Origin of the sequence: Actinomadura flavalba DSM 45200 (genome assembly GCF_000374305.1) — a bacterium.
In the GTDB taxonomy this organism is placed as follows: Bacteria; Actinomycetota; Actinomycetes; order Streptosporangiales; family Streptosporangiaceae; genus Spirillospora; species Spirillospora flavalba.
In genome coordinates this window covers 407,588-422,458 of the sequence record NZ_KB894095.1, presented here as the reverse complement: position 1 = coordinate 422,458, position 14,871 = coordinate 407,588, and the positions used below count along the sequence as shown (strand labels likewise).

Sequence of the window (14,871 nt, the reverse complement as noted above, 5' to 3'; positions counted from 1 at the left end):
ACCGGCGTCCGTCGCGCTGACGCGGATCACTTGACCTTGATCCTTCACGCCGCCCCCAGGGTGTGAGTTCGTACGCTCATCCGGCTCTGCGAGCGATTATCACTCGGAATCATGAAAAGTGGAGCAGTTTGTGACATTCCATCGGCTACGGTTCGTCTCCATGGGGAGCAGAGCAGACGGCGCCGAGACGCAACTGGTGCCGGGAACGGTCGTCGGCCAGCGGTTTCACGTGGGCAGACAAGTGGGCCAGGGCGGGATGGGCACCGCCTACAAGGCTCGCGACCTGGAAACCGACAAGGACGTGGTCGTCAAAATACCGCAATTGTCTGCTATGTCTGATTTCGAGTCAGCGGTTCGGGAGCGTGTCAGAAAGAGATTCACCCGGGAGGCGAAGCTGCTGCGCAAGCTCCATCACCCGAACATCCCGGCCGTCATCGACGAGGGTGCGCACGGCGCGGTGCGCTACATCGTGATGACCTACATCGAGGGACGCGAGCTCTCGGAGTTCCGCCGCAGCAAACCGCCCAGCCTGCTGGAGTTCGCCGCGATCGGCACGTCCGTCGGGCGTGCGCTGGCCGCCTGTCATCGGGAGGAGATCCTGCATCGCGACCTCAAGCCGGACAATCTCATGATCGGCGACAACGGTGTCGTGTATGTGATCGACTTCGGGATCGCACTGCCGCTGGGCAAGGAAGCGACACGGTATACGGAGAACTGGGTGGGAACCGATGCCTACATGGCTCCGGAGCGGTTCTCCAACGGTGACCAGCCGGAGCAGTCCGACCTGTACAGCCTGGGCTGCGTGTTCTATTTCATGATCGTCGGACGCCCGCCGTTCGAAGGCGATTGGGAGCAGATCAAGAGGCAGCACCTGGAAGACCCGCCGGTGCCGCCCTCACGGCTCGTCAACAGGGTGCCGCGCCGTCTGGAGGAATTGACCCTGGCCCTGCTGGCGAAGAGGATCGAGGACCGGCCGAACCTGGACGAGACGCTCGCCGTGCTGAAGCGGTACCTCCCTGCCAAGGGCGACCCCGAGCCGAACCCCGTCCGCCGCCCCGACGTCACCGTGCCCTATCGCGCCCCGGCCACCGTCCGCCGTCCGGAGGCCGCCGCCGCCTCCCGAGCCCAGACCTCCCAGCCGTTCGTCCCCCGGCAGCGAAGCGGCTTGCTCACGACCGCCGAGATCAGCGAGACCCTCCACCGCGCCAGCACCGAACAAGCCCGCGGCGACACCACCACCGCCGCCCGAACCCTCCACGAGCTCCACGACCGAGCGATCGAATCCTTCGGCCCCAACAGCCCCAAACTGCTCCCGATCAAGTCGGCCCTCCACCTCCTGGACGGCCCCTGACCGCCACCGCCCCTGGACGCCCCTCCACGGCTCGGCCGGGAGGCCGCACGTGCACCGCGCGACGCGACACCTCGCAGACCAACGGAACTTCACCCAGCGAGAACCGGAACCACAGGCCCGGGCCAATCATCGTCGGGTCCGTCCTCGCGCCTGACTCAAACCGACGGCGATCAACGGAACCGACATGCCGCGGACGCCCAGCTCGACGCGATGGTGGCCCTCGTTATCGAGTGATGTAGGTCACATTTTTACTCTGGCTTGACCTCTTCCTCTGACTCACCGCCAGTGGCTACTTTGAGCCGTCTCTTCAGTCTGATCTTGAGCAGACTCCGCCTTCCCTTCCTCGCTCGTCGTGGCCGGGTGGCGAGCTCAAGTCTCCTGACAGAGTCATCAACTGGTGACTGTGCGACGAACTGCCTACGGCGCACCTGGCTATCGGGAGGCGCGTCGTGCGTTGGGTCGTTGCGCTGGCGTCGGCACCTTTGGTGGCGGCGTCTCTGCTGGTCGTCCCGGCCTCGCTTGTCGCACCGCCGGCTCGGGCCGACACGCCCCCGGCCTCGATGGTGACCGAATCGGCCGCCGCAGCAGCCGCCCAGAAATGGGACAAGCCGGTCGTGGTGTCGTCCTTGACGAGTAGTCGTCGGCAGGTGAGGGCACTTCCCGACGGGAATCTCGAAGCGACGCTGAACGCCCGTCCGGTGCGCGCGCTGAAGGATGGCGCGTGGGCCGATATTGACACCCGGCTGCGCAAACGTCCTGACGGGGGACTGGAGCCGGTCGTTGCGCCGGTGGGCCTGGTCTTCTCCGGCGGTGGTGACGGTCCCTTCGTGCGCATGACGCGCGCCAACCGGCAGCTCGCCCTGACCTGGCCGCACGGTCCATTGCCCGCGCCGTCCGTGCAGGGCGACACCGCCACCTATGCCGAGGTGCTCAAGGACGTCGACCTGGTCGTGCGGGCTACCGACATGGGCTTCACCCATGTACTCAAGGTGAAGACCCCCGAGGCGGCCAGGCTTCCAGCGGTCACGCGGCTGGAACTGGAGCTGGACGCCGCCCAGATGAAAGTGAGCGCTGATCCGGACGGCGGTTTGAAGGCGGTCGATGAGGCGATCGGCGGCACGGTCTTCCGGGCGGCGCAGCCGATCATGTGGGATTCCTCAGGCACGCAGGCGTCTCCCGCGCCCACACCCGAGACGGGTCGGACCTCCGGTACCGGAACTGCCGCGACACCCTCTCGGCCTGCTGCCACACCGTCGGCCGGGGCGCTCCCGACGGCTACCCCGAGAGCCCAGGCCACCGCGGCCACCGATCCCATCACCGAGGACCTGAGCGAGGGCCCCGCCGAGACCTCGCGTCGCGCGGACATCAAGGCCACGCCGCAAGGCGGGAAACTTGTTCTGGAGCCGGACACCTCGTTGTTCACCGCCCCCGGCACGACTTTCCCCGTCTACCTGGATCCCGACTGGCAGTCGCCGGGCGAGTCCAAGTCCGTCATGGTGGGGACGCGCTACAGCGACGCCTCGTGGGAGGACGAGGGCATGGGCCTGTGCGACGACTCCGACCCGTACATGGGCGGCCAGTGCGGCGGCTCGCACGTCAAGCGGCTGTTCTTCGGGTTCGTTCTCCCCGCGTCGGTCAAGAACACCAAGATCGTGAAGGCCGAGTTCAAGCCGTACCAGACCGGTGCCTACAACTGCACCGCGGCCGAGGCCGAGGTATGGAAGACCAAGGGCGTCGGCGGTACCACCAGGTGGAGCACCCAGGCGGCCTCGGGCTTCTGGCAGCGGAAACTGGTGGAGAGGAGCTTCAACTACGGCAACGAAGGCGTCGGCTGCGCCAACAGCACCGTGGTGCTCCAGGACGCCCGGCTGCTGGACGAGGTGCAGAAGACCGCCAACGGCAGCGGCTCGCTGTGGCTGGGCATGAAGGCCGGAAGCGAGAACTCCACCCGGTACTGGAAGCGGTTCAACAACGACGCGGTCCTGCGGATTCTCTACAACCTGCCGCCCAAGGTTCCGTCCAACGTGCAGATGGTGGCAGAGGGGGCGAACTATCCCTGCCGGGACCGGAGCGCCAGCATGCCGTACCTGCGCGCGTGGCCGAGGTTGTCCGCCAAGATCACCGATCCGCAGGGCAGTGATCGGGTCCAGGCCGAGTACCTGATCGGGTGGGGCGACGCCAACGGTGCCGGTTTCCAGTGGCGCATCGGTGGCCCGTCGCTCGGCCCTGACGCTCAGCCGCTCTACTCGGCGGGCGGGAACTCCGGTTCGACCTTCACTAAAGAGGTGGGGCCGTTGGCCACCTCGCGTGGCATCCCCAAGAACGTCCCGATCGCCTGGGCGGTCCGTGGTCACGATTTCAAGGACGGGCTGGAGAACGATAATCCCGCGAACTGGTTCAGCTCCGGTTACTTCAGCGGAACGAGCACCGCGAACGGCGGCCTCGGCCACTACTGCTGGTTCGTCTACGACGACGCCGCGCCGAAGCCGCCCACCGTCACGTCGGTGAAGTATCCCGCCGATGGCGCCGAGCACGATGCCGTCGACGTGCCGGGTGATTTCACGGTCACTGCCGCGCCGGGTGAACCGATCAGCAAGTTCGGTATCCAGTTCACTCCGCCGGGGAAACCCGCCGAGACGATCGAGTGGAAGAATCTCGGGACGACACCTTCTGCCGGTTGCGATGCCAGCAAGTGCACCTTCACCAAGACACCTCACCTGAAGGGCGAATGGCGACTGGACGTCATAGCGGTGGATCGCGCCGGCCGTTCCGGCAGTTCGGCGCCCTACACCTTCCGGGTAGGACAGCTTCCGACCGAGGAAGCGCATTGGCGGCTGGATGAGCCCTCCGGTGCGAAAGAGGTGAAGGACGAGATTGCGACCGACCTCTACCAGGCCATCAGCTTCTACAGTGGTAAATGCCTGAACGTTGAACAAGGCTCGAACGCCAACGGCGCCCATGTCGTTCAGTGGGACTGCGCCGGCGTGGATTGGGAGCGCTGGAAATTCACGCACCAGGGCGGTGACGTGTACAGCATCTCGAGTAAGCGCAGTGGTAAATGCCTCGACGTTGAAGGATCGCCACCGTCGACCGCGAACGGTGCACACGTCATCCAGGCCACCTGCGCCTCGACGCCTAGTCAGTCGTGGAAACGCATCAAGCTGGCGAGCGGCTTCTATCAGCTCGCCTCGCAACACAGCAACAAATGTTTGAACATCGCCAACGCGGCCGAAGGTGATGCGCTGAACAACGGCGCGCATCTGACGCTTTGGGACTGTCACGACATCGCATGGCGGAAATGGCAGCTTCTCTCGGTGAACGAGGCGAAGATCGTCGGCGATGACGCCGCGTTGGGTGTCCGCGCACGCGTCGGTTCCGACGCGCTGAAGCTGAACTTCGACGGTAATGCCGCAACGACCGGTTTCGCCGAGACGCAACTACCGGTGGTCGACCCCTCGAAGAGTTTCTCGGTGTCCGCATGGGCCAAGCTGAACAACGCATCGGGAACGGCGACGATCGCCGCACAGGACGGCTCGACGAACAGCTCGTTCTTCCTACAGTACGCAGGAGGCAACCAGCGTTGGTCGATGTCGTCGGTCACCGGCGACACGGCCGGTGCCGCCGGAGTGCGAGCACTCTCGAGCGAAGCGCCGAAGATCGGCCAGTGGACACATCTGGTCGGGGTCTACGACGCGACGACGAAGACGCTCAAGCTGTACGTGGACGGACGTCCGCAAGGCACGACGGCACACAACGGCGATGCCTGGTCGTCACCGAAGAGGCAGGCGTTCAGCATCGGCCGCGCCAAGTACAACGGGGCGAACACTCACTTCTTCCCTGGAGAGATCGACGATGTCCGGGTCTTCGACCGCGCGGTCACCGCGGACGACGCTCAGCGTTGGTACCGCTCAACGGTGCAGGCCACCTGGAAGCTGAACGCCCCCGCGGGCACGAACACCGTGGTCCCCGACGACTCGGGAGCCGGAAACGGCCTGTCCCTCAAGGGCGGCGCGCAGATCAAGCCCGATGACGACGAAGTCTGCGATCAGTTCACCGGTGGATGCCTGGCGCTCGACGGCAAACGCGCCGACGGTACCGGCGCCTGGGCGCAGACGGCTGGCCCGTTGGTCGACACCAGCGGAAGCTTCACCGTGGCCGGCTGGGCGGATATCGGGGCGGACCAGCCGACACGGGCGATGACGCTGTTCGCGATGGCGGGTGCGAAGCAGAGTGCGTTCACGGTCCGGTTCAATCCCGAGGCGGCACCCAACCCCTATTACGATCCCGACCGCGACCCGCCCTCTGCCCGGTTCAGAGCGGCATGGGAGCTGGAGACCGCCGACAAGGACACCGACGGCGCGTCCGTGGTGCGCTCGACCGTTTATCAGAGCCAGGACTGCAACATCTGCATCGGTGAGGGGCCTGACCACCTGATGCTGTCCTATGACGCGGTCAACAAGATCATGCGGCTCTACGTGAACGGGCGCCTGGACGGCACGGAGAACTCATCCTTCAAGGGTGGCGTGACCGGATTCAAGGCGTCGGGCCCGCTGCTGATCGGTCGTCGACTGGCCGACGGTCAAACTGCTGACAGTCACCTCACTCGGGAGTACTTCGCCGGCGTGCTGGACAACGTGTGGGTTTACAAGGGCGCGTTGTCGAATGATGAGGACCTTGCCCGTCTGGCGAATCTCGAAGAGCTCGACTCCTTCGCCGGCAACCCTCAACTGCCGGAGACCTACGACTGACCTTCGTTCCAGGTTCTCGCCCGGTCCAACAGCCGGGCGCGCACCTCGGACAAGCACGTGCTCGTGCCGTTTGATCTTGCCGTTGGGCCGGTCCTGCCATGTGTGCGGGGACGGGAATGTGCGTGGAGGAAGTTGTGCGCAGGGTTGGTCGTCCTCGATTGCTGCTCGGTCGGCCTGGCGGCCGTGCACGAGGCGCTGTCGCGGCAGCACTGACGGCCGTGCTGGCCGTGGGCCTGGTGTCTCCGGTACCGGCGCAGGCCGCCCCCGAAGACGGGCGCCGATTCTCCGACAGCAAGCCCGTCAAGGGACATGCTCTGAAGCCGCGGGCGCGCAAAGCGACGTCCGCCGGTCTGACGGCCGAAGCGCCGAGGACGCCGTCCTGGCCGAAGCCGGGTGCGGCCGAGGTGAAGGTTCCGGCGAAGGGCACCTGGGGACGTGCCGGTGAGCTCCCGGTGTGGGTGGCCGAACCGCAGCCGGGCACGAGCGGTGACCGGAACAAGGCCGTCGCCAAGGACCCGGCACGTCAGGTCGCGGTGCGCATTCTGGACCGCAAGTCGACTCAGCGCGCCGGCGTAGAGGGCGTGATGCTGGCCGTCAGCCGCACGGACGTGGCCGCCGCCGGGCAGGTCACCGTGGGGCTGAGCTACGCACAGTTCGCCGCGGCGTTCGGTGGAGCGCACGGCTCCCGCCTGCGCCTGGTGCAGTACCCCGGTTGCGTCCTCACCACGCCCGACCGGACCGAGTGCCGCAAGGCCACGCCGGTGAGCACCACGCACGATCCCAAACAGCAGACGCTGATCGCGCAGGTGCGGGCGGCAGCCGGTGCGCCGACCCCGTCGGCGACGCCGGGCACCTCGCCCGCGTCGCCCACGCCCACGGCCTCAACCTCCGCGAAGCCGTCCGCCGGCGCGACGCCCGGTACCGCCGAACGGCCCGCTTCGCCCAACGCTGCCGCTCCGCAGGCCGGAACGAACGCGGTGACGGTGCTGGCGACCCAGGCCGGGGCCAGCGGCAGCCAGGGTGATTACAAGGCGACCTCGCTGACGGCGTCGTCCACGTGGGCCGTTGGAAACAACACCGGTGAGTTCACCTGGTCTTATCCAATGCGGGTTCCTCCGGTGCCCGGCGGCATACAGCCCGACGTGAAGCTGGGCTACTCCTCGGGTGGCGTCGACGGCCGGACCGCCAACTCCAACTCTCAGTCCTCGTGGGCAGGTGACGGGTTCGACCTGTGGCCGGGCTATATCGAACGTCGCTACAAGCCGTGCGAGGACGACGGCGCTCCCAAGGACCAGCACGGCAACTCGCCCGGCGACCTGTGCTGGGGCTATGACAACGCGACGCTGAGCTGGAACGGCCGGGGCGGTGAGCTGGTCCCGGAAGGCGCCGGAAAATGGCGGCTGAAGTCCGATGACGGCACGCGCATCGAGCGGCTGACGAATGCCGGCGTCGCCAATGGCGACAACGACAACGAGTACTGGAAGATCACCACCACCGACGGCACCAGCTACTACTTCGGCTCCAACAAGGGAACCGACGGAGCCAAGCCCGCCACGGGGTCGACCTGGACCGTCCCGGTGTTCGGCGATGACGCCAACGAGCCCTGCAACAAGTCCAGCGGTTTCAAGGACTCCTGGTGCCAGCAGGCATGGCGATGGAACCTGGACTACGTCGTCGATCCCGACGGCAACGTCATCACCTACTACTACGACACCGAGCAGAACCACTACGGCCGCAACCTCAAGGCCGAGGATGAAACCCCCTACATCCGCGGTGGCGTGCTGAACCGCATCGAGTACGGTCTGCGGTCGGACAATCTGACGGCCAAGGCACCGGCCAAGGTGGTCTTCAACAGCAAGGAACGGTGCCTGGACACCGACACCAACTGCGAACCAGGCAAGATCGACTCGAATCCGAACCTGTGGCCTGACACCCCGTACGACCTGAACTGCAAGTCCGGCACCGAATGCAAGGACTTCAAGGGAACCGTCTCCCCGACCTTCTGGACGCGCAAGCGCCTGGACTCGGTGAAGACCCAGGTGATCAAGTCTGACGGCACGTTCCGCGACGTCGACTCCTGGCAGCTCTCCTACCGGTGGGGCACCGCCGACTACGACTACTCGCTCCTGCCGATCTCGATCCAGCACACCGGCCACGCCGCCTCGGCAGGCCCGATCACCCTGCCCAAGACGACGTTCGACTACGAAGAACGCGACAACCGCGTCGCGGGCGCCGCCACCGGCAAGTTCATGCGCTACCGCCTGGACTACATCGCCGACGAACACGGCGGTGAGGTCTCGGTGGCCTACAGCACCGCGCAGTGCACGAGCACGAGCCTGCCCCAGCCCGAGACCAACACCAAACGGTGCTTCCCGGTCTACTGGGCGCACGACGGCGGCATGGACCCCACGCGGGACTGGTTCCACAAGTACGTCGTCACCCACGTCATCGCGCGCGACCGGACGGGCCGCACCGCGGACATGGTGACGAAGTACGTCTACGACGAGGGCACTGGCGCGGCCTGGCACTACGACGATGACGACGGACTCACCAAGGAGAAGCACAAGACCTGGAGCCAGTGGCGCGGCTACAAGAAGGTCAGCGTCCTCAAGGGTTCCGATCCGCTCAACGGCATGGTCGAGCAGACCGACACCTATTACCTGCGCGGCATGCACGGAGACCGTAAGTCCGCCACGGACGAAACCCAGAAGCGTGAGGTCACCGAGTCCGACGGCAACGGCGGCACGGTCACCGACGAGGACCCCTACGCGGGACGCGTTCTCCGCACGGTGCAGCTCGACCAGCCCGGCGGCCAGGTGCTGAAGTGGTCACACGAACTACCGCGCAAGTTCCAGACGGCCTCCAAGACCCGTCCCTGGGGGACGATCACCGCCAACATCGCCGTCACCCAGTACAGCCGAACATTCACACCAACGGGCACATCCACCTGGCGCACGGCGGAAACGCGCACAGAACACGAGGCGGCCACCGGCCGACCGCTGTGGATCTCCGACAACGGAGACCTGGCCAACAGCGCGGACGACCGCTGCACACGCACGACCTACGCGGACAACACCACGGCGTGGATTCGCGAACCGGTCGCCCAGCAGGAGGTCACCAAGGGCAGCTGTCTGTGGACGGGTCTCGACCGCCGCTACGACGTTCTCTCCGACACCCGCACGTACTACGACGGCACGTCCACCACGCCCAAGTCCGCGTTCAAGTCGGTGACGAAGGGACGAGCGACCTATAGCGAACGTCTCGTCTCGCACGCCGCAGCCGACGGTTCACAACCGACTTACCAGAAGGTCTCGGCGACGACCGAGTTCGACGAGTACGGCCGTCCGAAGACCGTCTCGGACGCCAAGAACAACATCGTCACCACCGCCTACACCCAGACCCCGGCGACCGGTCCGGGCCTCACCACCAGAGTCGTGGTGAACAAGCCCACGGTCACCAAGACCGGCGGCAGCACCCTCAAGCTGGCCAGCACCACCGCGCTCGACACCGCCTGGGGCGCGCCCATCACGCAGACCGAGGACGCCGACGGCGTCGCCGGAGCCGCCGGTGGGAAAACCGAGTTGTTCTACGACGCGCTCGGCCGGCTGACCAAGGTGTGGTTGCCCGACCGCAACCGCACCGGCGGCCAGACCAACAACCTCGAGCACAGCTACCAGATCGAGGACGGCAAGCCGGTCGTCATCGGCACACGCACCGTCACCAACAACGGCGCCCTCGGCCAGCCGACCTATCAGTTCTATGACGGCTTCCTGCGACCACGGCAGACGCAGGCGCCCGGCCTGAACAACGGCCGCGTCATCACCGACACCATGTACGACGGGCGGGGCAACGTCGCCTGGACCTACAACGGCTACTACAACGACCAGTCCGCGCCCATCACCACGCTCTTCGGCCCCGACATGCAGGGCCTGGTCAAGAGCCAGACGCGGTACACCTACGACGGAGCCGGGCGCACCATCCGTAGCGCTCTGCTCAATGGCGCCGGCGACACCGCCGAAGTCTTCGCGGCCGCCTACGCGTACGGCAGCGACGGTACAGGCGACTGGGTCAGCGTCACCCCGCCGGACGGCGCCACACCCACCACGACGTGGACGAACGCCCGTGGCAAGACGTTGCGCCTGCGCCAGTTCAACGCGACGTCCCCCACCGGCAGCAACTACATCGACACCAGCTACGTCTACGACGCCGCCGACCGTCCGACCAAGACCACCGGCCCCGGCGGCAAGGTCTGGGAGTACACCTACGACGCCCGCGGCCGCGCTACCAAGATCATCGACCCCGACAGCGGTATCCGCACCAGCACCTACGACGAGCTGGACCGTCTGACCTCCACCACCGACGCGCGCTACACCGAGACCGACAAGACCAAGGGACGCCTGTTCCACGAGTACGACGCTCTCGGCCGCAAGACCCAGGTGCGCGCCAGCAACAGCAACGGTGAGGCCGGCAACGTCATCACGGCGTGGACGTACGACACCGCCCGTAAGGGACAACTCGACACCGCGACCCGCAAGGCGCTCGGCGCCGACGGCACGACCACCTACGACTACACCAGCACCGTCAACACCTACGACGCCGCCAACCGCCCGACCCGCACCACCATCACCGTCCCCGCAGGTGCCGAAGGCGGCCTGAGCGGCACCTACCAGTTCAACACCGCCTACAACCCCGACGGCACGCTGCAATCGGGCAGCATGCCCGCCGCCGGCGGGCTCGCCGCCGAAGTCGTGTCCTTCACCTACGACGAGTTCAAGCGCCCGCTGACGATGTCGGGGCTGTCGTCCTACGTGACCGGGACCGCGTATTCGAACCTCGGCCAGATCCGCAACTACCTGCTGGCCGCAGGCGGCAAGACCGTCACCGCCGGATTCGACTACGACGACGCCACCGGACGCACCACCCGCGCCACCGTCAGCCGTGAAGGCATCGCCGGCTACGACCGCGACGCCGCCTACACCTACAACGACGCCGGGAACATCAAACGCATCACCGATATCACCGGTCATGCCACCACCGGCGGAACGACGACCGACGTCCAGTGCTTCGGATACGACCGGCAGGGCCGTCTCACCGACGCCTGGACCCAGACCGCCACCGCGTGTCCCGCGACACCAGCGACCGCACAGATCGCCGGACCCGCGCCCTACCGCAAGCAGTACAGCTATCACCCCGACGGAAGCCGTACCAAGGAAGAAAGCTGGGGAGCGGGCGCGAACGGCGGCACCTGGCAGGCCAAACGCGAATACAAGTACGCGGGCGACAGCGGTGTCAGCACCACCTACAAGGGGCACCAGCTAGCGAGCTACACCGAGCAGAGCAACGTCGACAATCAAGAGCCGCTGAAGACCCACGCCTTCACCTACGACGCCATCGGTAACACGGCCCAGCACACGATGAACGGCAGTGCCCAGAAGTTCACCTGGGGCGCCGACAATGAGATCACCCGCACAGAAGACCCCACTAACGGTGTCAGCACGTTCGTCTATGACGCCGACGGCAACCGCCTGATCCGCCGCGACAAGAGCGGCAACACTCTCTACCTGCCCGGAATGGAACTCCGCCAGATCGGCACCGCCGCGTCGACTGCGACCCGCTATTACTCCCACGCGGGCAAGACCGTGGCCATGCGCACCGCCACCGGCGTCACGCTCCTGGCCGGCGACCACCACAACACCTCCGAACTCGCCATCGAGGCCGGCAACCTCACCAAGATCAGCCGCCGCAGAACCCTCCCCTTCGGCGAAGACCGCGGCGGCTCCACCGGCACCTGGCCCACCGCCATGGACAAGGGCTTCGTCGGCGGCACCAAGGACAACACCGGCCTCACCCACCTCGGCGCCCGTGAATACGACCCCGCCACCGGCCGCTTCATCAGCGTCGACCCCATCCTCGACCAAACGGACCCACAGTCCTGGAACGGCTACGCCTACGCCGACAACAACCCCATCAACGCCAGCGACCCCTCCGGCCTCATGCTCGACCACCCCAACAGCCCACCCGGCGGCCTGTACCCCGGAGACCCGCCCAGCCCCAAGCCCTCTCCCGGATGCCGACGCGGCTGCTGGGACAACAGCCCACCCGCCCCGAGCCCGCCCATCCGACGAAACCCCAAGCCCAGCGGCGGCGGCAACTTCTTCAGAGGCGTAGGCAACGGCTTCATCAACACGGTCATGATGGGCCCCAAGAAGATCGCCCATATCGGTGTCAACGCCTTCGAATGCGCCAAGGGAGACGGAAGCTCTTGCCTCCAGGCCCTCGGAAGTGCTAGCACAGGCCTCGCGTTCAACGGTCGCGAGTTCAACTTCTTCGGCGGTGATACGGATTCCAAGGCACACGTCACCGGAAGCGTTCTGGGTGGCTTGCTAGTGCCTCTCCCCGGTGCGTCGGCGGCGGGGTCTGTAGCCAAGGGCGGCCGGCCGCTAGCGGCGGTAGCCGCCCGAGTCCTTGGTCGATGCAGTAGCTTTCTGCCCGGGACGCGAGTTCTCATGGCCGATGGTTCGCGAAAGCAAATTGAGAAAATTGCGCGAGGTGAAAAGGTTCTCGCCACCGATGTTAAAAATGGAAAAACGGAGGCTAGGCGCGTCGCGGGCGCTATTTTGAGTCGTGGCAAGAAGAAGCTTGTCAAGATTTCTGTAGCAGCGAAAAGTAGCCGAAGTTGGGCCACGGTCGCTGATTCCCGAATCCGAACGCCAGGATTCCATCTACCGAACGATCAGTACTTGATTGCTACTGATGAGCATCCCTTCTGGATTGGCGGCTCGACTCGTCGGTGGGTCCCTGCTGCGGATGTCGAACCTGGTATGTGGCTGCGGGACGCACAGGGTCAGTCGGTCCAGGTGTCGTCTGTCCGCACTTGGGTAGTTGGTGACCAACGCGTCCATAACCTCACGGTCTCCGATCTGCACACGTACTATGCGGTAGCGGGTGAGGTGCCGGTACTGGTGCACAATTGCGGCGGAATGAAGGCTTCCGCTCAGGTTCGCAATCTGGTAGCGCGGGGTAAGACACGCGAAGCCGCTGATGTTCACTACGAAGACATGGTGCGAGCGCGTACGGGGGGTACGTCTCAGATAATCAATGGGCGAGAGGTGGATGCGGTCACGGATGATGCGCTTATTCAGGTAAAGCGAACTTGGACGGCTGTCAACCGGCCGAAGAATTTTTTGAGTAAATCGACGAGAAGGCAGATCGCGGCGACAATTTCCAGCGCGGAGGAGATGGGTGTGCGAGCCGAGTTCTGGTTCAAGTACGGCGTCCACAGCGATGTTCGCAGCTATATCGAGAGAAAAGGTGGCATCGTACACACCGGTTTCGGGGATTAGGGGAAATGTCGAAATACTTTAATGTCCGTGGGTTTATCGACTGCGAATATTCGGATATAAGAACCATCCAAAACATAGTGGAAAATTACCACGGAGTGGGGGATAGGTTCCATCTATCGAATGAAGCAATTGCTCTTTATATGCACGGTTGGTTGTACCAAGAAAAAGAAATAAATTGGGTTTCCCATGTATTCTTCGGAGCTTCTATGAGGTCGGGTGGTGTCGACCTCTTGCTAGCTCAGTTGAGGCAGATCGCCGAGGTGCTCCCCGAAGTAGAAGGCCGATTTTTCGTGGACGATGACGAGTGTGGCCCTTCTCAGCGCTGGGAAGTGGGCACTGGAATCGTATCGGTCCATCAGGGTGAGGTGTGACTTGCTGATTGGCGCAGCCGTTCAGTGATAGCTGCACCCCGACGCCGTCGGCCTTGATTCACCGGTGCTGAGTGGTCAGGCGTCCGACCGTGTCGTGTGTGAGGAGGCTAATCTTAGACGCGGTTGTTGGGCCAATTTCGCGCATGACTGGAGATGTGCCTTGACGATGGCGTCTGAGGGCGTTCGGTGCCGAGGCTGCTGTTGATCCTGCGTGGCTGACGAACGCGGCGACGGCTTGTTCGCTCCCGCTCGAGTGGTTCAGGAGGTCGGCGGTGCTGGTGTGCAATACAGGCGACGTGGCGATCATGCGGCGGAGGAAAATTGAGGACGAGCCCCTAACGACGGCCGAACGCCGATGTAGCGGTGTGACGTGCCTGCTTGCACATGGCATCCGCTAGCTCTACCGGCCTATCGATTACCGTGTTTCTTTTCTTTGGTGGCATGTATAAATGCGTTTCGCAACGCCAGCTTTTCCGAATTGAGGCCGACTCTATCTGGCTTTGAACTGTCCTGTGAGGCGGGTGCGACGGCGATTTCACTGTGCGATGAGTCCAGCTCGCCGCTGCGTCCACGATAAGCAATAGCTCCTCAAAGTGCATGGCCGCGACCTACGAATCTCGCTGCACGGTGAAATGCTGGACCACACCGCGGACCGCGATCGACGGCCTGGGCAACACCCCGTAGTACAGACCGTCGGCTTCACGGGCAAGCCCAGTGGATCGACTGTCGGACATCGTTCCCGGCTGTGTGTGCGCCCCCGGCAGGATTCGAACCTGCGGCACCCGCTTTAGGAGGGTGATCGCGCCCGTGGGGGAGGGGTTGGCGATCACGGGTGTGGTGAGGTATGCGCGGGTCAGCGGCCATGTGCCGTGTGGGCGTCCGGGGCATCGAGTGGTGTCCCGCGTGGCCGTTGGTGCCATCCCCGTGCCATCTGGCACGTGCTTGTCACTGCTCTTTCGAAGGCCGGCCGCCTCTACGGGAGCGACGTGCAGCTAGTTCTTCCTCGGCTGCGGCTAGGTCGGCGCGGTCGTGGTCGTCGCCGTGCTGTGTAATGCGGG

3 protein-coding genes are annotated in these 14,871 nt (G+C 65.1%); all 3 read left to right on the top strand.

Translation table 11 applies throughout. From position 1 onward, the window contains the following. Positions 1 to 160: 160 nt before the first annotated feature. The 3 genes from C229_RS35800 to C229_RS35795 all read left to right on the top strand — a co-directional run bounded on the left by C229_RS35800 (position 161) and on the right by C229_RS35795 (position 13,442). On the top strand, positions 161 to 1,351 hold the full coding sequence (locus C229_RS35800) for a serine/threonine-protein kinase (protein ID WP_155884846.1): 1,191 nt from the start codon (positions 161 to 163) through the stop codon (positions 1,349 to 1,351). Positions 1,352 to 1,800: 449 nt separating this feature from the next. Further along, positions 1,801 to 6,099, top strand: a complete 4,299-nt coding sequence (locus C229_RS0115160; protein ID WP_155884845.1) for a LamG-like jellyroll fold domain-containing protein — start codon at positions 1,801 to 1,803, stop codon at positions 6,097 to 6,099. A gap of 122 nt (positions 6,100 to 6,221) precedes the next feature. Next, a complete protein-coding gene (locus C229_RS35795; protein ID WP_155884844.1) occupies positions 6,222 to 13,442 on the top strand; it encodes a restriction endonuclease fold toxin in 7,221 nt (2,406 codons plus the stop codon). Positions 13,443 to 14,871: the final 1,429 nt, after the last annotated feature.

Bases quoted from the DNA above. Each gene is read 5' to 3' on its own strand.
- C229_RS35800 (WP_155884846.1), top strand. From the start codon at position 161: ATGGGGAGCAGAGCAGACGGCGCCGAGACGCAACTGGTGCCGGGAACG.